Origin of the sequence: Streptomyces sp. NBC_01241 (assembly GCF_041435435.1) — a bacterium.
Taxonomy (GTDB): domain Bacteria; phylum Actinomycetota; class Actinomycetes; order Streptomycetales; family Streptomycetaceae; genus Streptomyces.
On sequence record NZ_CP108494.1, the window covers coordinates 5,429,890 to 5,448,972 of the forward strand.

Genomic DNA, 19,083 nt, shown 5'->3' on the forward strand with positions numbered 1-19,083 from the left:
CCGGGCCGCCGGTTCCGCATCCGGCCTGACGTGCGGAAATGAATTCCGGCCGCAGATAATCGAAAGATGGATTCGTAACACTCCGCAGTGGTACAGAAGTTAACCGTTTCGGATTTGGTCCGATTTAGCACGGGGGCGTTGCCCGGACATCTCATACGTGTTGTCGTACTGGCCTCCGAAAAGTGTTCTCTGCCAGGTAAGACGTGGATAAAGTGCTGAGGCAGAACCGCGGAGCAGGAGCGATTGCGGCCTACGTCATGACCGGCGTTTGGCCGGAGCCGAAACGGGGAACAGCGTGCCGACCGCAATAGCAGTGACCAGTGCTGATCTAGTACTACCTCCGACCGATCAGCAGACACCGACAGCCGCCCTGTTGCAGGCTCCCGACGCCCAGGCGCTGGAGATGGCCATCGGCGACATGCACGTGCTGCTCGAACAGCACGGGTACGTCGTCGCCGTCTACCCGGCCAGCATCGCGCCCGCCCACGAGCGCCGCCTGTACTCCGTACGCTCCGTCCTGGAGAGCGACCGCATCGCGCTGCTCAAGGTGGACCTCCCCCCCTTGGGTGTCGCCGTACTCGTCAGGCAGCTGCGCCAGTTGTCCATCTGTGACTTCAGCCCGGGAGTGGTCGCCTCCGCCGCCCGGCTGCTGTCCCACTACATCCACGCGGGCGCCCTGCTGAACTCGGTCACCAAGTTCGACCGGGTCCCGGTCGATCTCAGGACGCACGCCACGTCCTGGGTGCCGGGCTCCCAGTTCGTCGTGGTCGCGGGACCGGACCCGCAGCTCGTCAAGGTCGGCCCGAAGGCGGTCCTGCCGACCGGCCCGGAGTTCGCCACCGACCTGGTGACCGCCAAGGGGCAGTCCCCATCGGAATGGGTGAAGCGGACTCTCGCACCCGCCTGGCAGGTCCAGTCCATTCACGAGGCACCGCTTCCGTCCGATTCCCCGGCCTGGTGGGGAACCGGAAAACTGGTGGAATTCGCCGCCTATCTTCCAGACATCTCCGTCCTGTACCAATTGGTGTCCTCCGTACGTCGCGAGAACTGCCACTGGTGCGGAATGGAGCTCATCGGTGACCGCTGCGGGTTCTGCTCCTCCCCGCTGCCCGCGGCCGAGAGCCGAATGCACCCCGCCGGTGTCCTCAGCCAGGGAGCGCCTGCACCACCGCAGTTCTAGCGCTTCCGCTTTCCTCCGTAGACGCCCTTCTGTCCGCTGCCCCACGCATCCGATTCGAACGAGGTTGTCCGGCCCATGAACTCCCGCCAGCGCCGCGGCGTGATACTCCTGCTTTTGTCGGTCCTGTGCGCCTTCGGCGCCTTCGCCGGCGTGCTCTCGGTGATCAGCGACGTCAACTCCAAGGTCGGCCCCGAGGTCTCGGCCTACCAGCTGAAATCCGACGTGGCGCCCTATACAGCCCTGTCCTCCGGTCAGTTCGAGAAGATCTCGATGCCGAAGCGCTGGCTGTCCACCAACGCGGTGACCGATCTCTCCGAGGTGAACGGCAAGATCGCCGTCACCCAGCTGCGCAAGGGCTCACTGCTCCAGTCCGACATGATGCAGAAGCGCCCCGAACTGCAGCCCGGGGAGCAGGAGATCGCCATCATGATCGACGCCGCGACCGGCGTCGCGGGCAAGATCACGCCCGGCGCCACGGTCAACATCTACGCCACCTTCGCCGGTGAGCGCGACGGCGACCCCTCCCAGTCGAAGGTCATCGTCTCCAACGCCAAGGTGCTGGACGTCGGCAAGCTCACCGCCCTGGAGCCGAGCCGCGACGGCAAGTCCAACATGGGCACCGAGGCCGTCCCGATCACCTTCGCGCTCAACACGCTCGACACCCAGCGCATCGCCTACGCCGAGTCCTTCGCGGCGCACGTACGCCTCGCGCTCCTGGCCTCCGGCAGCGACGCCACCATCCGCCCGGGCGACCGCACCTACACGCTCGACAAGGACAAGTGAGGATCGCATGACCACCAGGATCCTCCCGGCCGTCGGTGACATCGACGCGGCCAGATCCGTCACCACCCTGCTCAGCCAGCTCCCCGACGCGGAACCAGCGACTCCGGTCGGTGACTCGACCCAGCTCATCGACACCCTCGCCCGGCTCGCGGGCGAATCGCTCGACGATCTGCCCGAGGTCGTGCTGGTCCACGAGCGGATCGGCCCGGTGCCGGCGCTGGAACTGATCCGGGAGGTCTCCCTGCGCTTCCCCGCCATCGGGGTCGTGCTCATCACCGCCGACGTCACACCGGGCCTGTTCTCGTCCGCGATGGAGTCGGGGGCGCGAGGCGTCATCACCTTGCCCCTGAACTATGAGGAACTGGCCAGCCGGGTCCAGTCCGCCGCCCAGTGGTCCGTCGGCGTCCGCCGCCACCTGAGCGCCGGAGCCGATGTCTTCACCGGCCCCGGCGGTACGGTCATCACGGTCAGCGGCGCGAAGGGCGGGGTCGGCGCCACCGTCACCGCCGTACAACTCGCCCTGGCGGCCCAGACGTCCGGACGCACCGTCGCCCTGGTCGACATGGACCTCCAGGCCGGTGACATCGGCTCGTACCTCGATGTGCAGTTCCGGCGCTCCATCGTCGACCTGGCGACCATCACCGACATCTCGCCGCGCGTCCTGTCCGACGCGGTGTTCAGCCACGGCTCCGGCCTCGCGCTGCTCCTGGCCCCCGGCGAGGGCGAGAGCGCCGAGGAGGTCAGCGACCGCTCGGCCCGGCAGATCGTCAGCGCCCTGCGTTCGCGCTACGAGGTCGTGGTCATCGACTGCGGCAGCCAGCTCCAGGGCGCCAGCGCCGCGGCCATCGAGATGGCCGACACGGCGCTGCTGGTCACCACCCCCGACGTGATCGCGGTGCGCGGCGCCAAGCGCCTCGTACGCATGTGGGACCGGCTCCAGATCCGCAAGGCGGAGGAGACGGTCACCGTGGTCAACCGGTTCATCCGCAACACCGAGATCCAGCCGCAGCTGATCGAGAAGATCACCGGAACCCGGACGGCGAACACGGCCGTTCCCGCGAACTTCAAGGAGCTCCAGAGCGTCGTCGACTCGGGCCGGCTGCATGAACTCGACTCCAAGAGCACCGTCAAACAGGCCCTCTGGGCCCTTGCGGGCGAGCTGGGCATCGTGAAGGTTCCTGACAAGGCGGAGAAGAGCGGCGCGAAGAGCGGCGCGAAGTTCAAGAACGACCGAGGCTCGATCGGGCGCCGACGCGACCGCGACTCCCGGAACCGGCCGACGACCTAGGGGGCAAGTTGACCAATGGCACTTACCGAGACGAAAGACACGGAGAGACGGGGAAGGCGTTACGGTGACGCCGCCCCGGCGCGGGATGGAATCCGCGTCCGCCTCTTCGGCCGGGGGCGCGACCGAGGCCAGACCGCGATCGAGTTCCTCGGCGTCACACCGCTGATCATCCTGCTGATGATCGCGCTCTGGCAGTGCGCGCTGATCGGCTACACGTTCTCCCTGGCGGGGAACGCGGCGGACGAGACGGCGCACAAGGGGGCCATCTCGCAGGGCCTGCGGTTCACGGAGTGCCGGAACACGGCCGAGAAGCACCTGCCGAAGGCCTGGCGGGACGGCTTGAAGTCGGCGAAGTGCCGTTCCAAGTCAGGCCTGTACACGGCCGAGGTCAAACTCCAGGTACCAATCCTGGTACCCGGCATCCTCAACTGGAAGTTCCCGGTCACCGGCAACGCGGCGTTCCCGCTGGAGGGCTGAGCGATGAGCAAGCGCACGCACACACCCGGCCGGACGGCCGCTCCCACCACCGCCACCCCCCGCCGCGACCGCGGCCAGGTCGCCATCGAGTATCTGGGCTTCCTCCCCCTGCTGCTCCTGGTCGGCCTCCTCGCGATCCAGGCAGGCCTCGCCGCGTACGCCGCCAACCAGGCGGGGACCGGCGCCCGGGCGGGAGCCCGTATGGCCAGCATGTCGACGGGGGACTGCGACGTGCAGGCAGCCAAGGACGCGATGAGCGGCTGGACCGCCGACCGGGCCAAGAGCATCGACAAGCCCGCCTCCTTCGACAAGGTCACCTGCACCATCAGTGTCGACGTGCCCGACATCATCCCGGGCGTCCATATCTGGGGTCCGGCCGAACGCAGTTCCACGATGCCCCGCACCTGACCCCCCCGGCGCACGCGCCGCTGCTTCACCAGCGGCTCAACCAGCAAGTCGGAACGAGGAGTTACGGAATGAGTCTGCGGGCACGCATGGCCGCCCCCGAGAAGAACGGCGGAGCGCGGGAGGACAGCCACATGGTGGCCACCTACCGCGCCAAGCTGCTCGAAGAGATCGACCTGGCGGAGATGTCCTCGCTCGCCGCCGCAGACCGGCGGGCCCGGCTGGAGCGCGTGCTCAGCCACATCATCAGCCGCGAAGGACCGGTCCTCTCGACCGTCGAACGCACCCAGCTGATCCGCCGGGTCGTCGACGAGGCCCTCGGTCTCGGCATTCTGGAACCGCTCCTCGAAGACGCGTCCATCACCGAAATCATGGTGAACGGACCGGACCAGATCTTCGTCGAGCGCAGTGGCAAGGTCGAACAGCTCCCGATGCGCTTCAGTTCGCACGAGCAGCTGATGCAGACCATCGAGCGCATCGTCTCGACCGTCAACCGCCGCGTCGACGAGTCGAACCCCATGGTTGACGCGCGTCTACCCAGTGGTGAGCGTGTCAACGTGATCATCCCGCCGCTGTCGCTGAGCGGTGCGACGCTCACCATCCGACGGTTCCCGAGGGCCTTCACGCTCCAGGAAATGATCAACGTCGGCTCGCTCGACGAGCAGATGCTGATCCTGCTCTCCGGACTCGTCCAGGCCAAGCTGAACGTCATCGTCTCCGGCGCCACCGGCACCGGGAAGACGACGCTCCTCAACGCGCTCTCCGGCCTCATCCCCGACAGCGAGCGCATCGTCACCATCGAGGACTCCGCCGAGCTCCAGCTCCAGCAGAGCCATGTGATCCGGTTGGAGTCCCGTCCTGCGAACGTCGAGGGGAAAGGCCAGATCACCATCCGTGACCTGGTCCGCAACTCCCTGCGTATGCGCCCCGACCGGATCGTCGTCGGTGAGGTCCGTGGTGGTGAATCGCTCGACATGCTCCAGGCGATGTCGACCGGTCACGACGGCTCGCTCGCCACCGTCCACGCCAACAACGCCGAGGACGCGCTCATGCGTCTGCAGACTCTGGCCTCGATGTCGGAGATCAAGATCCCGTTCGAAGCACTGCACGACCAGATCAACAGCGCCGTCGACGTCATCGTCCAGCTCACCCGGCACGCCGACGGCTCCCGCAAGATCACCGAGATCGCCGTCCTCGACTCGCACGGCCGCGATCCCTACCGCATCGTGACCGTCGCCCGGTTCGACGCCCAGCCGATGGACGCCGAGGGGCGGATCAACGGCGAGTTCAAGTACCTCCCGATCCCGCGCAAGATCGCCGAGCGTCTCTACATGGCCAGCCAGCCCGTCCCGCAGGCCTTCGGGGTCGCCGATTCCGCCGAACAGCTCGCCACCCGAGAGGCCAACTAGGACCGCGCCATGACGAATCTCCCTCTTCTCACGATCGGCGTCACCCTGCTCTTCGGCGTCACGGGCGTCGCGGGCCTGCACGCCTACTCCGGCGGGAAGGCCGACCGGGACGCCCTGGTGGACCGCCTCTCGCACACCGGCCACATCCCGGAGACCGGGCGCCATCGCCGATTCCGCGGCCTCGACGCCAGGCTGCGCAAGACGGGTCTGGGCCGGAAGCTCGAACTGAAGCTGGCCGCCACCGGCCTGGAGCTCACCCCGGGCGAATTCTTCGTCTACTCGCTCCTCGCCATGGCCGGACTGTGGATGATCGCCTCGTCCATGCTCGCCAGCTTCTTCGGTCCGGTCGCCGCGCTCATCGGCCTCTGGGGCGCCAACGCCTTCCTGAACTGGCAGCGGACCAAACGCACCGAACGCTTCATCAACCAGCTCCCCGAACTCGCCCGTATCCTCGCCAACGCCACCCAGGCCGGCCTCGCGCTGCGTACGTCCATCAGCATGGCGGCCGACGAGATGGAGGACCCGGCGGGCGAGGAACTGGCCCGGGTCTCCCGACGCCTCGCCGTCGGCGAATCCCTGGAGGACGCGATGAGCGAGCTGACCGACCGGCTGCCCTCCCGCGAACTCGTCGTCCTCGTCACCACCCTCGTCCTGTCCAACCGGGCCGGCGGTACGGTCGTCAGCTCGCTGCGCAACCTCACGGAGACGCTGGAGGAGCGCAAGGAGACCCGGCGCGAGGTCAAGACACAGCTCTCCCAGGTCACCGTCACCGCCTACGCCGTCCCGATGTTCGGCCTGGGCGCCATGCTCCTGATGAACGCGGTCATGCCCGGCGCACTCGACCGCATGACCGGCGCCTTCATCGGCCAGGTCGCGGTGGTCGTCTCCATCGCCCTGTACACGATCGGATTCATCGTGATCCGCCGCATGTCCCGGATCGACGTCTGATGGGCGGGGCGCACATGGGCCTGCTGCTCGCCGGCGTCATGGGTCTCGCGGTGTACGGAGTCAGTGCCGGTATCCGCATGTACCGGCGCGACGCGAAGCTCCCCGGCGACCTCGCGATCGCCCTGGAGGTCGGCGCCACCCGCACCAGCGCGGTCGGCTCCGGTATCGACCGGCTCGGCATGCGCTGGGCCCCCGCGGTCCTGCGGATGATGGGACCCAAGGCCGTCAACAAGAAGCGCCGCCAGATCGACCTGGCGGGCAACCCCGGCGGTCTTACGATCGACCGCTACGCCGCCCGCCGCGCCGTCTACGGCGGCCTCGGCGCGCTCGGCGCCTTCACGATGCTCCTGCGCGGCCAGATCTTCTTCGCGCTGCTGCTGATCGCCTTCGGCATCTTCTGGGTCGAGGTCGGCATCTGGTCGGCGGTCCGTGTGCGCCGCGACCACATCGACCGGACGCTCCCCGACTTCCTCGACGTCCTCGCCGTCGTCGTCTCGGCGGGTCTCGGCTTCCGCCAGGCACTGGGACGCGTCGCCGAGAAGTACGAGGGCCCCTGGGCCGACGAACTCCGCATCACCCTGCGCCAGATGGACATGGGCGTCAGCCGTCGCGAGGCCTTCGAGCAACTGCGCAAGCGCAATGACTCGGAGCAGGTGGCGATGTTCGTGACCACGCTCCAGCAGGGCGAGGAGCTCGGTGCGCCGATCGTCGAGACGCTGATCCAGATCGCCAACGACATGCGCCGCACCGACGCCCAGAACGCCCGCCGCAAGGCGGCCAGGGCCGTACCCAAGGCGACCTTCGCCGTCACGACGTTCCTGCTCCCCGGAACGCTGGTGCTGCTGACGGTCGGCTTCGTCTACGGAGCCAACATCGACTTCGGCTTCCTCACGGGCGGATGACGTGAACGAGGCGGACGGTGGGCAGGACGATCGGAAGGAGGTGACAGGCTCATGTCGTTCCCACTCGGTGGCATCCAGGCCGGGCTGAATGTCGAGGTGCGTCAGGCGATCGCCGATCCCGGAGCGCGCCCGGCGTTCGCGATCCAGGTCAACGCGCTCCAGGCGATGTGCCGCCAGGTCTTCGGCTTCCGGCTCGCGATGATCGCCATGGCCACACCGTTCGCGATCGGTCACACCGCGAAGGGACTGGCCTCCTGGCTGATCGGCTCGGCCATCCTCGTCACCTTCATGGGCAGTTACGTTCTGTTCCGCGACTGGGAACGCTTCGGCCCCGTACTCCTGCGCCACCCCTGGCTGCTCGGCATAGACGCCTTCTTCGGCGCCCTGCTGCTGATCACCGCCGGCCCCGAGTCCACCCTCGCGTACGTCACCGTGTGCACCCCCCTGCTGGCCGGACTCGTCTACGGCTGGCGCGGCGCGGCGGTCTTCACCGCACTTCAGATCGTCATCGTCCTCGGCGTGTACGGCACCAACACGAAACTGCAACCCGCCGACGCCACGACGTTCCTCCTCCCCGGCTTCTGCGTCATCGCGGGCGCCGTCGGCGTCACCCTGCGCAATCTGCTCCTTCGCTTCGGGACGGCCAGTCAGGCCCTCACCGAAACCAGGGCCCGCTTGGCCGTCAACGAGGCCGTGGAGGGCGAACGCACCCGGCTCGCCCGAGAAATGCACGACTCGGTCGCCAAGACCCTGCACGGTCTCGCGCTGGCGGCCGACGGCCTGGCCGGCTCGTCCGGCCGGATGGACCCGCTCACCGTCAAGCACCAGGCCGAACTGGTCGCCCGCGCCGCTCGCCGCGCGGCGGCCGAATCCCGGGAGCTCCTCTCCGACCTGCGCCGCGAGTCCGGACTCGACGGCGGCGTGGACGTCGTATGCGAACTCCGGGCACGCGCCGACGACTTCACCCGCCGCCACGGCCTCACCGCCACCTTCAGGCTGCTCGACGACGCACCGATTCCGCAGGTCCCCCAGGCCGTCGCGCGCCAGCTGCTCACCGTCGCCTCCGAGGCGATGGAGAACGCCCACCGCCACGCCCACCCCACCTACCTCGTCGTACTCGTCGGCGTGAAGGGCGATGTCCTGCGCGTCAGCGTCTACGACGACGGGCAAGGCCTGCCCCCGGGCACGACGCTCGACGACCTCCGGCAGGCCGGACACTTCGGCCTCGTCGGCATGGTCGAACGCGCCGCGTCCATCGGCGCCCGCATCCGGATCGGAAAGGGCCAGGCGGCCAGGGGAACCGAAGTCCGCCTGGAACTCCCGATCGCCGCTCTCACCACCGCTCTCACCACCGCTCCGGAACCGCAGCACCCCGACTGAACCGCACAACGTCCCACCCCACCCTCACCCCCCATAAAACCCTGAGAGGAGGTCGCAGATGCCGGACGACGTCTCCCGCGCGTCGGGCCAGAACTGGGCCGCACAGAACCACGCCTCCCAGCACACGACCTCGCACGTCACCCCGCTCAACTCGGAGCCCAGCTCCCCGGGGTTCCCCGTCCCCGCCCCCGCGCCCGTCCCCCAGCAGTCCGCGGCATCCGAGTCCATGTACCCCTTCCCCGCGCCCCCGCCTGTTCCCGGTGTCCTGCGGGTCGTCGTCGCCGACGACAACCCGGTGGTCCGGGCCGGCTTGGGCGTCCTGCTCTCCGGCCGCGACGACATCGACGTCGTGGCAGAGGCCGCGGACGGCCGCCAGGCCTACGACATGGCCGTTCTGCACCGCCCGGACGTCGTCCTGCTCGACGTCCGCATGCCGGGCGTCGACGGCATCTCCGCCCTGCCCCACCTCGTCCAGGTCGCACCGGTCATGATGCTGACCTACAGCCGCGAGAGCGAGATCGTCCACGAGGCGCTGCGCCTGGGCGCGAGCGGCTACCTGGTCCACGGCGAGTTCACCGCCGGCGAGTTGGTGCAGGCCGTACGCGACACCAAGAACGGCCGGGCCCACTTCACCGCCACCGCAGCAAACGCCCTCCTGGCCCACATGCGCCAGGGTCCCGGCCCGCAGGGACGAGCGCTCCCGGAGGGCCTCGGCGCGGCCCTGACCACGGGTGTTCCGTACCAGGGGCCCGGCTACGACGGCCACGCCCCGAGTTCCGCTCAGCAACACGGTGCGCCTGCACATGCACCCAAGCCCGAACCGGCTCCACCTGCGATGCGACCGGTCCACACCGCACAGGGTCTTTCGCATCTGCAACCAGTTGTGGCACAGTCTTCCGTGACCGGGGGGCCGGGCGTAACTCTCAACAGGCGGCAGTACGGGCTGAGTTCACGGGAGGTGGAGGTCATGGAGCTGATCGCTTCCGGCATGAGCAATCAGCAGATCGCCGCCACCTGCTTCATCAGCGAGAAGACGGTCAAGAACCACATCAACCGCATCTTCACCAAGCTGCACAGCGCCACCCGCAGCGAGGCCATTGCCCGCTGGCTCGGCACGGCTCCCACGGCGGGACCGGGGGCGCACGGGGCCGGTGGTCGCCGTGGCTGAGCGTCGCAGCGGGAGCGTGGTGGTACGTGCGGGGCGTGGGGCCCCGTACGTACCGGAGCGGGAGGCCCAACTCATGCTTTGGGCCCGGGAATGGGCCCTGGGACCCTCCGGCGAGCACGGTGTGCCGCCGTATGTTTCTCACGTCGCCGGCGGTTCCGGCCAGGAGGAAGCCGGAACCGCTGGCGACGCCCAAGAAACGTGCGAGTCGGCCGGCCACCGGTCGGCCGAACCCGGAGGGGACTTCCATGTCGAACATCACCCTGAAGACCGCCGTGCGCGTCAACGGCTGGGCCAATACCGCGGTCAGCGCGATCCAGAAGCGTTACGAGGCCAAGGACCGGGGCCAGACGGCGTTCGAGTACTTGGGCATCATCCTGGTGGTCGTGGCGATCATCGGGGCGATCATGGCTACGGGGATCGGCGGCAACATCTCGCAGCGGATCGACCGCCTGGTGACCTCCATCACCGCAGGCACGTGATCGAGCGAAGTCGCCGCGACGCAGGGCAGGCCTTCCCCATCTACGTAGTGATGGTGGCGGGCCTGCTCTTCCTCGTGTTCGCATTCTTTGCCGTCGGCAAGGCGTCGGCCTTGCGCAATGGGGCCCAGGGTGCAGCGGATGCTGCCGCACTGGCTGCTGCTCAACAGAATCGTGAAAACTTCGGGACCGGGTTCCTCGCGTCGCTCCCCGGGGACATGCTGGAGCAGTTCCTTCGGGCCCACCGGGTTTACGGGTGCCCCGCGGCTCGCAAATTTGCCGCAGAGAATCAGGCAAGACTCAGCGACTGCTTGCCGACGCTTGGCGGCCGTCGAGACCGGATCAAGGTTGAGGTCAAGGGCCGTAAGCCGGTGGACTCGTCGGTGATTCCCGGTACGAAGAAGAGGGTCGCGAAGGCCACGGCCACTGCCATTGTCGAGTTCCGTTGCGAATGGAAGGCCTTGGACTTCAACGATGACGGTGTCATGGACTTGTACATCTTCACGTGCGGGAGCGCCGGGACGGTCGAAATCGCCCCGGGCAGTCCCCCGCCTTGGTCCGAGGTGAGCAAGATTCTCTACGACGTGCACCTGGTCGACAATTGACGGCGAACGACGAGTAAAGGAATCAGAACCCATGAGCATTCGGCGCTCTACCAAGTCCCGAAGGGCGGTGGCAGCCGTCTCGCTGGCGGCGGCCTTGGCTCTGGCCGTCACAGGTTGCGGCACTGACGGTGGTGGCAAGAAGACGAACGATGCTGGTTCGTCGCCGTCCTCCGAGCCTTCCAAGTCCTCCGACGGGGACAAGGGGGCGGAGCAGGAGGACACTGCTGCCGGGGAAAATGTGGACCCGAATGTGAAACTAGCTCAGGTCAATGGCCGCGACGGGCTGACTCTTGTCGTCAATGAGGTAAAGCGCGATAGCGGCGGGTTCGTTACTGTCAGTGGCGTGATCAAGAATGACGGGGACGGTATTCGCAGTGGCGGCCAGTGGGCGGGCAACGAGAAAAACATCGTGGTCGAGAATCCGAATTCCGTAGCAGGCGCCACGCTTGTGGACAAGATCGGCAAGAAGCGTTACTACATTCTTCGGGACACGGATGGGCGATGCCTCTGCACCACCGGGTTGACAGCGATTCAGGCCGGAAAGTCGGTCTCTGTCTTCATGCAGTTCCCGGCACCGCCGGAAACCACCACTGAAGTCGACTTCACGCTGCCGACGTTCGCCACTGCCTCGCTGAAGATTTCTGGGTGATGGCCGACATGGAATGCGTTCGTACACGGCGCGGGCAACGCCATGTCGCAGGGCGGGCCATCGCTGTAGCGGTACTGCTCGCCGGCAGTACCGTCTTCGGCGCGACGACGGCTCTGGCTGATGACGGCCCGAGCGTGCCGCCCGGCACCGAAGCGACATCGGTGCCCCCGGTCAAGCTCGACCCCAACGATCCCGACCTGAAGATGCCCGAAGGTGGCACGCTCGCCCCGGCCAAGGTTCTCGACATCGTCCAGGTGGTCGAGGACGAGGGCGGCGACGAGCGTCGCGAGGACAGCAACGCGAACATCAAGTTCGCGCTCCAGGCCGAAGTGCTCTTCGGCAAGGACAGCGCCAAGCTGAGCTCCGCCGCCAACGCGCGTATCGCGGCGATCGCCGCCGAGATCAAGAAGCAGAACTCGACCAAGGTGCGTGTCTTCGGCTTCACCGACAATCTCGGTTCCTCGGCCCATGGCGACGTGCTGTCCAAGCAGCGCGCCAACGCCGTGCAGTCGGTGCTGGTCAAGCAGTTGGGCCCGAACGTCACCTTCGATATCCGCGGCTACGGCGAGCAGTACCCGATCGCCGACAACAGCACGGAAGAGGGCCGCAAGAAGAACCGTCGCGTGGAGGTCTCCTTCCCGCGAGGCACCTCTTCCTGAGGCACCCGCCGACCGAAAGGGTTTGTAGGGTCTCAAAAGCCTTGGCAGAATCTCACGGCAGTTGGCAGATGGATGGCAGAAATGCCACTGCCATGAGACTTGCAGTTCAGGGGCTTCACTCGTCTGGGTGGCTCGGGCGGTAGTCCGGGTCACCCAGGACGGGTGCTCAGTGCCTCGTCTCGTACCTGGTCAGGATCACGCCGCAGGGAAGCGTCCGCGTCTCCACCAGGTTCAGGTTCACCCAGTTGTCCACTGCGGTGAAGAACGGCGTGCCGCCGCCCACCAGGACCGGCGCGGTGGCCAGCACGTACTCGTCAATCAGCCCGGCCCGCATGGCCGCCCCGGCGAGCGTCGCGCCGCCGATGTCCATCGGGCCGCCGTCCTCGGCCTTGAGCCGGGTGATCTCGGCGACCGCGTCGCCGGTGACCAGGCGGGTGTTCCAGTCGACCTTGTCGATCGTCGAGGAGAACACCACCTTCGACATGTCCCGCCAGCGGCGCGCGAACTCGATCTCCGCCGGGGTGGCATTGGGCTGCTGGTCGCCGGTCGGCCAGTAGGAGCTCATCGTCTGCCACAGCTTGCGCCCGTACAGCGTCAGGTCGGTCGCCTGCAACTGGTCGGACCAAAACTGGAACAGCTCGTCGCTCGGCACGCTCCAGCCGATGTCGTCGCCGGGCGCGGCGATGTAGCCGTCCAGGGTCAGGTTCATGCCGTAGATCAGTTTCCGCATGGCGCCAGTCTTCCGTGAGTCGGTCTCACGCGTACAGACCGGCGCGGCGCGGGAAACTCATCGGTGCGCGATCTGAGCTCACATGTAGTCCTCGTGCTCGGTGGCCCAGCCGCAGACTCATCGTTCCGCCGAGGAAATGGCATCGATCTGAGACTGATTTTGGGTGACATCGCGGTGAGACAACAGAGAACCAGCAGGTCACAGAAGATCGACATGTCATCGGCGGCGAGACCCTACAGGTCGGGACCCTGACACACTGAGGTCCCGACCCTTCGCATGCGCTTCCTCAGACGCCCACGGTCCGTACCCGGTCTCCGCAGAGTTTGTTGATGTCGTCCACGTCCGATGTGACGACGACCCGTGGACCCGCGTAGCTCAGTGCTGTTGCGGCCACGACGGAATCGATGGCGTACTTGTGTCCGTGGAGGTTCGCATTGCGGAGCAGGTCGATGGCCTGCCACGTGATCGCCTCGGTCACAGGCAGCACTTCGAGACGGGATACGTGCCACCGAAAGCGGTCCATTCGGACCTTTGAATGCCAGGTCTCGATCAGCGTCAGGTTGCTGACAGCGACCAAGGTGTCCTTGGACTGAGCAGCCCGGACGAGTCCGACGATGCGGGGATCATTGTCGATGAACCGGTTCAGCCCCTCGGAGTCGAGGAGGAGGATGCCGTGGCTCAGCCGGCCTTGTGGACGTCCCACCCGGATTCCCCCTCCGCTGCCGACTCGACGCGTTCCTGCATCGACAGACCTTCGGCTTCCCGGAAGATTTCCGCAGCCCAGTCCTGGATTTCCTGGTTCGGTGGACCGATCTCCGCTTCCTTGGCCTGGAGCAGCTCCTCCAGCAGATCGCGCTGTATCTGCCGTTCCACGGCCGCACTGATGTAGGCCGAGAAGCCGCGGGCTCCGACCCGTGCCTTCACGGCGGCGATCCGGCCGGCAGGCATGGAAACGCTGACCTTCTGGGCGGGGCCCTCGTCGGGTCCGTATTCCGCAGGAGTATCCATGAACCAATGGTAGCAATTCATGTGGCAAAGCTCTCGCCGGACGTCCGCGGGCCCCCAGTGCGCGGGGGAGCGCCCTGGGGGCGGTGGGTGCCCGGTGGCTTGCTACAGCAGGTGGTCGGCCTTGCCGGCCTTGATGTCGCGGATCATTTGCTGGAGCGCCTCGCGGCTGTCGGTGAGGTATCGATCCTCCTGGCCTCGGACAGCGATGAACCCGTTGCCTTCTGTGTCTGTGCCGATCCTGAAGCAGTTGTTGCCTTCGCCGCAGTAAGGCTCTTCCCAGTTGATCTCGGACATGCTGAACTTCCTTAAAGTTGACCAGAGATGGCGTGAATGAAATCCCTGGAAGCGGCGGAGGGGAGCGCTGCACTCTCCATCCAGTCCAGGTGCGCGCGGTATTTGGTCAGCTGCGCATCGGCGTGCATGAATGCGGGGCCGTGAGCTGAATCGAGCTGCACGGTATCGAGTTGCGGTACGACGCCATGGGCATAGAGGAGCGCGTGCCCGGCTCCAGGGAATGCGCCTCGGTTGACTGGAATCACCCGTACATCGATGTGCTCGCGTTCGGACATCTCACACAGATGGAGCAGCTGCTCCCGTGCGACGTCCCGGCCGCCGAACTGCATGCGCAGGGCGACTTCGTGGACGTAGCCCACGTAGGCGATGGGGTTCTCACGGTCGAGTACCTGTTGCCTTTCCATTCGGTGCGCCACCCGCAACTCGATCTCCAGACGGGACAGCTCGGGCAGAACGGCGCCGAACACCGCGCGGGCGTATCCGTCTGTGTGGAGCAGGCCGGGGAGGTGGACGGTCTGAGCTGTACGGATGCGGGCCGCATGCCATTCGAGTTCGGCGATATCCAGGAGGCCTGACGGGAGCGTTCCCCTGTACTGCTCCCACCACCCACGCTCGCGTGGTTCGGCCATCTCTGCAAGTGCTTCAACGTAACGTGCGTCGGCACAGGCGTAGTTGCAGGCCAATGTGCGGACACGTGCGGGGGCAATCGGACGGACTCCGGCCTCCATGTTGGAGATTTTCGTCCGGTCGATGCCCAGCAAGCCAGCCGCGTAGGCGGTGGTTGCCTCGGCTGCGACGCGCATCTTGCGCAGTTCGGCACCGAGTCGCTTCTGGCGCTCTGTCGGAGTGGAACTGCTTGGCATAGGCCCTCTCTTTCACGGACTGTGCGCACAGTCTGCCGCCGCGTTGGGTACCCAGTCCAACAAGAGGGAGGTAATTGCCTCCGATTCGATGACACGAGTGCCGCTGCTGCGCTACTTTGGGTCACGCACCGCTCACACAGCGACAGCGAGCCGGAAGTGCATCGCGCGGTCCTGCCCGCAACCTCCTTCCCTGGGAGGGGCGGGCCCGCGTCAGGGAGACAGGCCACTGCTCATCCGCAGCGCAACAGTGTGAGCCATCTGTGCGCGCCCACGCGGAAGAGAGACGCCGTCAACTCGCCACTCGTATCAGGGGAGTCAGTCATGCACTCATCTCCATTCACCGCACTCTGCCCGGTTCTCGCCGAAGCGCGTACAACGGGCCTGTATCCCCATCCCCATCCGAATCTGCCCTCGGCCTCACTCCGCGGCCCGCACCAGCAGCTCCCGCAACTCCAACAGCTCCCGCAGCCCTACCTGCGCTCCAGGGGCCGCTCCGCGCGCGGCCTCGCGCTGAGCTTCACGCTGCCGGGTGATGTCCGTAGTGCGTTCATCGGGCGTACGGCGATCGCCGCCGCTCTGGAGGCGCACGGGCTGACCCCGTACGTCTGGCCGGCCACGCACGCTGCGGCCGAACTCATCGCCGTCACGGCCAGGATGAGCCCCGGAAAGGAGCTGTACGTATCCCTACGCCACCGGGACGACGCGCTCCGCCTCCTCGTCTGGGACCAGCATCCCCAGCACCCCGAATCGGACATGGTCACACTCTGCGAGACGAGGCGGCGGCGCGCGCTCTGGCTGTTGGCGGCTGTCGTGGACGACTGGGGCGGGGAGTGGGGCGCCTGTGAGGCTTCTCCGCCGCAGCGTGGCACCAAGTCCTGGGTCGTGCTGCCCCGTTGACGTTCGCGATCACGCTGAACTCCCGGCTCACACGGCAGTGTTCCGTGTGAGCCGGGAAAGTAATTGCTCCGAAGGGGCCACGGAGCGGCTGGCCCATGGCCCCTTCGCGGCGGTCGACCTCGGCATACGCGGCATCGCGCTGCGATCAGCGGCCAGGGAAGAATGAGGGGATGTATTGCCTGCAGGCGGTCATCGCCACCGAATCCGTGCTCCGCGAGTTGGCTGGCTCCACCACGGAGGCATGCCTCGCTCCTCTCGGCCAACACCTCTGGCTCCTGCCGATGACCGACGCGCTGTTCGATGCTGTCACGGCCGCCGGAGCCTCCGAACTCAACGGACTCTGGAAGGCACCAGTCGGCTTTGATCGCCTGCTGACCGCATGCTCGGAGACAGGACCGGTGGCCTACATCGAGGCCGACTACTTCGGCGGGGCAGGGACCCAGACCGCACAGGTCTGGGATGCAGGGAAGACAGTCCTTGGCCCATTGCGCCTGGCCGAAGGGGAGCCGTCGCCGACGACCGGCACTCCGATCTCTCAGGCGCTGAGGCGACTCGGCGCCGCCAAGGGCAATCACGTCGACGAGTTCGCTGCAGTCGGACTCGGCCGCCACCGCGACACAGACGACTGGCTCTCACTGCCCACGAACCGGTCAGGACCCGACGAGCGAACCACTTGACTTGGTCCAGAGAAGGCTGCATCCGATGCCCCATGCTGCGGGTCAACCCGAAGATTCTGCCCAGGCTCGCGGAGATCGAAAGGTACCTGGTTCTGCGCCGCAAGCGCACCGAGGAAGAGCAGTGGCTCGGCAAGATTGAGGGCATCGACCTGACCTTGACCTTCGTCCGCACCAAGCAGGCCGATGCCGCCCGGCTCACCTGCAGAGCCACGGTCGCCCTGGGCATCCCGACCAGTCAGCCACATTCGCCATGAGCAGAACGCAAACTCCCCCAGTGCCCCGGCTCGATAGCGTTCCGCTACGGCCGTCCCGTCCGGGAACGGCGAACACCCAGCCAGGCTCGACCTGGCAGAGAATGGTGCATATGAACGGGCAGATCACCTTCGTCGACCACCCCGACAACGCGACGGAGACGGTCACCGTGCCGGTCCCGGAGGCCGGAGAAGAGGCCCTGCAAAACATCAGCGGAAACCTCAAGTACTTCAGGCTTGAGAACGTTTCCTCCCGCGTGCTCATCACTCTCTGCCGCGATCCGAGGGGCCGACAGCTCCGCTACAAGCTGCAGACCTATGGCAACCCGACAACCACCGAGTTCATTACCATCGACGATCTGGCGGGTCAGTCCGACGGACAAATCATCGCTCGTGGCCTGCGCCTGAGCGGGCACCGGGATGGGGAACAGCCGTTCACCCTCGGCTCTGTCAGCGTTCAGTACTGAAAACCTCCCGACGCCAAGCCGTCTGAACAGGAAGGCCGGCCTCCCCAGCTCGGGTTGAGGCCGGCCTGTCCCCACCTGATCGAACTGCCCCCGATCCATAGCTCTGACAAGGGCAGTGGGACTCCACAGCCCTTGAAGTTGACTTGGTGCAGAGAAGGGTGCTGTGGACCGTGGACGTCGGCTGGGAACAGGCCACCGAGGCCGAGGCGGCCGCGGTGATCGGCTGGCTTCGGTCGGCCCGCAACCCGCAGCGGCACAGACAGCGTGAAGGCGGGTACCCGCCCGGGGCGGTGAACCCCAAGACCGGCAAGCGGATCCTGGCGGCGGGGTACGCCCCGGTCACGATCGCGCACAACCTGTCGGCGGTGCACGGCTTCTACGCCTCCCACCTGCACTTCGGGCGTGGGCCGGTGCTCAACCCGGTGCCCGAAAACCGGGCCCGCGGACCCCTGGGCGGCATTCCTGCGGCAGAACTTCATTCCAGACATCGAGGAGGAGCGCGCGTGGGCGCTGGCCCGGCGCGAGGAACTCCTCGGCCGTACCTGACGCGACCTGGCCAGACACGGTCGCGTGGCGAACCGCTGACGCTCAGCACCTTCAGGAGTTAGTGCAGAGAAGCATGCCAAGAGTCGACTCTCACAACGAAGTTCACGAGACTGGGGCGGTGACCACACGACCAGGCGCACATGAAGATCTCCGTGCTGTTCTCTTCGATTCGGGCGGTGTGCTGATGCAGCCGATTGGTGGCCGCTGGAACCCGCGGGCGGACTTCGAGCAGACCGTCCTCGCCTACGCCCCGTCGATCACCCCGGAGCAGTTCACCGCGGCCATTGCGGCAGGTGACCGGTTCCTGGCCAGCTCATCATCAGAGCCCGATCGGGACGTCTACCATCAGGCGATCTTGTGTTATCTCGGTGTGGCTCCGGCCACCCAGCTCCTTGCGGACCTGCGCCGCGATGTCCCCCCGGCCACGATCTTGGAGACGTACCCAGACGTAGTGGGAACTCTGCAGGAACTGAGCCGCCGCGAGGTACGGATGGCCGTGGTGTCGGATAACTGGCCCGACCTGCCTGAGCTTCATGCGGGGCTCGGGATCCGCCGGTACTTCGAGGCGTACGCGATCTCAGCCGAGCTGGGCTGCCAGAAGCCAGACCCGCGGATGTATTACCACGCCAGCGATGCACTGGGTCTCGCACCAGCGCAATGCATGTTCATCGACGATGATCCGGGCTTGGTCGCCGCAGCCATCGCACTCGGCTATGCCGGGCGCGCCGTCTGCCGGAACGCGGTTACCTCAGAGGTCCCCTTCATCACATCTCTGACGGAACTGCTGGAGCTCTTCTGACACGGTCCGGCCCGGTCCTCCGGCAGCCTGTCGATCGTTGTGGACATCCGCGGGCCGCCACCACCTCCAGGCCCTTCTCGGTCCCGAGGGTCAGGTTGCCCGCGCGACGCCCACCAGAATGCGTCAGCCGTCATGCCGCGGCCCCCGCACGGGAGTTAGTGCAGAGAAGATCAAAGATCCGCCGGACAGACCCTAGGACTTGGAGGGCATCGACGTCATGAC

25 protein-coding genes are annotated in these 19,083 nt (G+C 66.7%); 20 read left to right on the forward strand and 5 right to left on the reverse strand.

The window, feature by feature from the left end:
- The first annotated feature begins 313 nt into the window (after positions 1–313).
- The 14 genes from OG306_RS24430 (at position 314) to OG306_RS24495 (ending at position 12,329) form a co-directional block, all read left to right on the forward strand.
- Entirely contained in the window at positions 314–1,180 is an 867-nt protein-coding gene (locus tag OG306_RS24430; protein WP_266748207.1) for a hypothetical protein, read from the forward strand.
- Between the two features lie 75 nt (positions 1,181–1,255).
- A complete protein-coding gene (gene cpaB / locus OG306_RS24435; protein WP_266748208.1) occupies positions 1,256–1,963 on the forward strand; it encodes a Flp pilus assembly protein CpaB in 708 nt (235 codons plus the stop codon).
- A gap of 7 nt (positions 1,964–1,970) precedes the next feature.
- Positions 1,971–3,251: an AAA family ATPase gene (locus OG306_RS24440; protein WP_266748209.1), complete on the forward strand. Its 1,281-nt coding sequence runs from the start codon at positions 1,971–1,973 to the stop codon at positions 3,249–3,251.
- A 15-nt stretch (positions 3,252–3,266) separates the two neighbouring features.
- Positions 3,267–3,728 carry a TadE family protein gene (locus OG306_RS24445; protein ID WP_266748210.1) on the forward strand — a complete coding sequence of 154 codons (462 nt, stop codon included), beginning with the start codon at positions 3,267–3,269 and terminating at the stop codon, positions 3,726–3,728.
- Between the two features lie 3 nt (positions 3,729–3,731).
- Positions 3,732–4,136 (forward strand): TadE/TadG family type IV pilus assembly protein, encoded by a 405-nt coding sequence (locus OG306_RS24450; protein ID WP_266748211.1) that lies wholly within the window; start codon positions 3,732–3,734, stop codon positions 4,134–4,136.
- Between the two features lie 68 nt (positions 4,137–4,204).
- Positions 4,205–5,542, forward strand: coding sequence for a CpaF family protein (locus OG306_RS24455; protein ID WP_266748212.1), 1,338 nt, complete (start codon positions 4,205–4,207; stop codon positions 5,540–5,542).
- A 9-nt stretch (positions 5,543–5,551) separates the two neighbouring features.
- Positions 5,552–6,490 (forward strand): type II secretion system F family protein, encoded by a 939-nt coding sequence (locus tag OG306_RS24460; RefSeq protein ID WP_266748213.1) that lies wholly within the window; start codon positions 5,552–5,554, stop codon positions 6,488–6,490.
- Between the two features lie 14 nt (positions 6,491–6,504).
- A complete protein-coding gene (locus OG306_RS24465; RefSeq protein ID WP_266752394.1) occupies positions 6,505–7,392 on the forward strand; it encodes a DUF5936 domain-containing protein in 888 nt (295 codons plus the stop codon).
- 51 nt (positions 7,393–7,443) lie between these two features.
- Positions 7,444–8,772, forward strand: a complete 1,329-nt coding sequence (locus tag OG306_RS24470; protein ID WP_266748214.1) for a sensor histidine kinase — start codon at positions 7,444–7,446, stop codon at positions 8,770–8,772.
- A 58-nt stretch (positions 8,773–8,830) separates the two neighbouring features.
- Entirely contained in the window at positions 8,831–9,940 is a 1,110-nt protein-coding gene (locus OG306_RS24475) for a response regulator transcription factor (protein WP_266748215.1), read from the forward strand.
- 245 nt (positions 9,941–10,185) lie between these two features.
- Complete coding sequence (locus tag OG306_RS24480) at positions 10,186–10,419, forward strand: hypothetical protein (protein ID WP_371665610.1); 234 nt, start codon at positions 10,186–10,188, stop codon at positions 10,417–10,419.
- Positions 10,416–11,021, forward strand: a complete 606-nt coding sequence (locus OG306_RS24485; protein WP_371665611.1) for a pilus assembly protein TadG-related protein — start codon at positions 10,416–10,418, stop codon at positions 11,019–11,021. The genes OG306_RS24480 and OG306_RS24485 overlap by 4 nt, the downstream gene beginning before the upstream one ends.
- Positions 11,022–11,052: 31 nt before the next feature.
- Positions 11,053–11,670, forward strand: a complete 618-nt coding sequence (locus OG306_RS24490) for a hypothetical protein (protein WP_371665612.1) — start codon at positions 11,053–11,055, stop codon at positions 11,668–11,670.
- Positions 11,670–12,329, forward strand: coding sequence for an OmpA family protein (locus OG306_RS24495; RefSeq protein ID WP_371665613.1), 660 nt, complete (start codon positions 11,670–11,672; stop codon positions 12,327–12,329). The genes OG306_RS24490 and OG306_RS24495 overlap by 1 nt, the downstream gene beginning before the upstream one ends.
- Before the next feature lie 166 nt (positions 12,330–12,495).
- Here OG306_RS24495 and OG306_RS24500 read toward each other — a convergent pair whose 3' ends face one another.
- The 5 genes from OG306_RS24500 to OG306_RS24520 form a co-directional block, all read right to left on the reverse strand.
- A complete protein-coding gene (locus OG306_RS24500) occupies positions 12,496–13,059 on the reverse strand; it encodes a dihydrofolate reductase family protein (protein WP_266748219.1) in 564 nt (187 codons plus the stop codon).
- 286 nt (positions 13,060–13,345) lie between these two features.
- On the reverse strand, positions 13,346–13,762 hold the full coding sequence (locus OG306_RS24505) for a type II toxin-antitoxin system VapC family toxin (protein ID WP_266748220.1): 417 nt from the start codon (positions 13,760–13,762) through the stop codon (positions 13,346–13,348).
- Positions 13,738–14,067 (reverse strand): hypothetical protein, encoded by a 330-nt coding sequence (locus tag OG306_RS24510; protein ID WP_266748221.1) that lies wholly within the window; start codon positions 14,065–14,067, stop codon positions 13,738–13,740. Before OG306_RS24510 ends, OG306_RS24505 begins: the two co-directional genes overlap by 25 nt.
- Positions 14,068–14,169: 102 nt before the next feature.
- Positions 14,170–14,361: a hypothetical protein gene (locus OG306_RS24515; protein WP_266748222.1), complete on the reverse strand. Its 192-nt coding sequence runs from the start codon at positions 14,359–14,361 to the stop codon at positions 14,170–14,172.
- An 11-nt stretch (positions 14,362–14,372) separates the two neighbouring features.
- A complete protein-coding gene (locus tag OG306_RS24520; RefSeq protein WP_266748223.1) occupies positions 14,373–15,224 on the reverse strand; it encodes a DUF5753 domain-containing protein in 852 nt (283 codons plus the stop codon).
- Positions 15,225–15,545: 321 nt separating this feature from the next.
- Between OG306_RS24520 and OG306_RS24525 the strand changes: the two genes are divergently transcribed.
- The 6 genes from OG306_RS24525 (at position 15,546) to OG306_RS24550 (ending at position 18,861) form a co-directional block, all read left to right on the forward strand.
- On the forward strand, positions 15,546–16,121 hold the full coding sequence (locus tag OG306_RS24525; RefSeq protein WP_266748224.1) for an ATP-binding protein: 576 nt from the start codon (positions 15,546–15,548) through the stop codon (positions 16,119–16,121).
- Positions 16,122–16,402: 281 nt separating this feature from the next.
- On the forward strand, positions 16,403–16,798 hold the full coding sequence (locus tag OG306_RS24530; protein ID WP_266748225.1) for a hypothetical protein: 396 nt from the start codon (positions 16,403–16,405) through the stop codon (positions 16,796–16,798).
- 32 nt (positions 16,799–16,830) lie between these two features.
- On the forward strand, positions 16,831–17,052 hold the full coding sequence (locus OG306_RS24535) for a recombinase (RefSeq protein ID WP_266748226.1): 222 nt from the start codon (positions 16,831–16,833) through the stop codon (positions 17,050–17,052).
- Between the two features lie 110 nt (positions 17,053–17,162).
- The gene (locus OG306_RS24540) at positions 17,163–17,516 is read left to right on the forward strand and encodes a hypothetical protein (RefSeq protein WP_266748227.1); all 354 of its coding nucleotides are present in this window, start codon (positions 17,163–17,165) and stop codon (positions 17,514–17,516) included.
- A 143-nt stretch (positions 17,517–17,659) separates the two neighbouring features.
- Complete coding sequence (locus OG306_RS24545) at positions 17,660–18,124, forward strand: hypothetical protein (RefSeq protein WP_371665614.1); 465 nt, start codon at positions 17,660–17,662, stop codon at positions 18,122–18,124.
- Between the two features lie 56 nt (positions 18,125–18,180).
- A complete protein-coding gene (locus OG306_RS24550) occupies positions 18,181–18,861 on the forward strand; it encodes an HAD family hydrolase (RefSeq protein WP_266748229.1) in 681 nt (226 codons plus the stop codon).
- The last annotated feature ends 222 nt before the right edge of the window (positions 18,862–19,083 follow it).

What these genes read in the sequence shown, in the direction of transcription:
- OG306_RS24440 (WP_266748209.1), top strand. Translation starts at nt 1,971, where the DNA reads ATGACCACCAGGATCCTCCCGGCCGTCGGTGACATCGACGCGGCCAGA.
- OG306_RS24460 (WP_266748213.1), top strand. Translation starts at nt 5,552, where the DNA reads ATGACGAATCTCCCTCTTCTCACGATCGGCGTCACCCTGCTCTTCGGC.
- OG306_RS24535 (WP_266748226.1), top strand. Translation starts at nt 16,831, where the DNA reads ATGCTGCGGGTCAACCCGAAGATTCTGCCCAGGCTCGCGGAGATCGAA.
- OG306_RS24500 (WP_266748219.1), bottom strand. Translation starts at nt 13,059, where the DNA reads ATGCGGAAACTGATCTACGGCATGAACCTGACCCTGGACGGCTACATC.
- OG306_RS24445 (WP_266748210.1), top strand. Translation starts at nt 3,267, where the DNA reads ATGGCACTTACCGAGACGAAAGACACGGAGAGACGGGGAAGGCGTTAC.
- OG306_RS24510 (WP_266748221.1), bottom strand. Translation starts at nt 14,067, where the DNA reads ATGGATACTCCTGCGGAATACGGACCCGACGAGGGCCCCGCCCAGAAG.
- OG306_RS24490 (WP_371665612.1), top strand. Translation starts at nt 11,053, where the DNA reads ATGAGCATTCGGCGCTCTACCAAGTCCCGAAGGGCGGTGGCAGCCGTC.
- OG306_RS24525 (WP_266748224.1), top strand. Translation starts at nt 15,546, where the DNA reads ATGCACTCATCTCCATTCACCGCACTCTGCCCGGTTCTCGCCGAAGCG.
- OG306_RS24450 (WP_266748211.1), top strand. Translation starts at nt 3,732, where the DNA reads ATGAGCAAGCGCACGCACACACCCGGCCGGACGGCCGCTCCCACCACC.
- OG306_RS24495 (WP_371665613.1), top strand. Translation starts at nt 11,670, where the DNA reads ATGGCCGACATGGAATGCGTTCGTACACGGCGCGGGCAACGCCATGTC.
- OG306_RS24540 (WP_266748227.1), top strand. Translation starts at nt 17,163, where the DNA reads ATGAACGGGCAGATCACCTTCGTCGACCACCCCGACAACGCGACGGAG.
- OG306_RS24475 (WP_266748215.1), top strand. Translation starts at nt 8,831, where the DNA reads ATGCCGGACGACGTCTCCCGCGCGTCGGGCCAGAACTGGGCCGCACAG.
- OG306_RS24515 (WP_266748222.1), bottom strand. Translation starts at nt 14,361, where the DNA reads ATGTCCGAGATCAACTGGGAAGAGCCTTACTGCGGCGAAGGCAACAAC.
- OG306_RS24520 (WP_266748223.1), bottom strand. Translation starts at nt 15,224, where the DNA reads ATGCCAAGCAGTTCCACTCCGACAGAGCGCCAGAAGCGACTCGGTGCC.
- OG306_RS24530 (WP_266748225.1), top strand. Translation starts at nt 16,403, where the DNA reads ATGACCGACGCGCTGTTCGATGCTGTCACGGCCGCCGGAGCCTCCGAA.
- OG306_RS24480 (WP_371665610.1), top strand. Translation starts at nt 10,186, where the DNA reads ATGTCGAACATCACCCTGAAGACCGCCGTGCGCGTCAACGGCTGGGCC.
- OG306_RS24455 (WP_266748212.1), top strand. Translation starts at nt 4,205, where the DNA reads ATGAGTCTGCGGGCACGCATGGCCGCCCCCGAGAAGAACGGCGGAGCG.
- OG306_RS24470 (WP_266748214.1), top strand. Translation starts at nt 7,444, where the DNA reads ATGTCGTTCCCACTCGGTGGCATCCAGGCCGGGCTGAATGTCGAGGTG.
- cpaB (WP_266748208.1), top strand. Translation starts at nt 1,256, where the DNA reads ATGAACTCCCGCCAGCGCCGCGGCGTGATACTCCTGCTTTTGTCGGTC.
- OG306_RS24465 (WP_266752394.1), top strand. Translation starts at nt 6,505, where the DNA reads ATGGGCCTGCTGCTCGCCGGCGTCATGGGTCTCGCGGTGTACGGAGTC.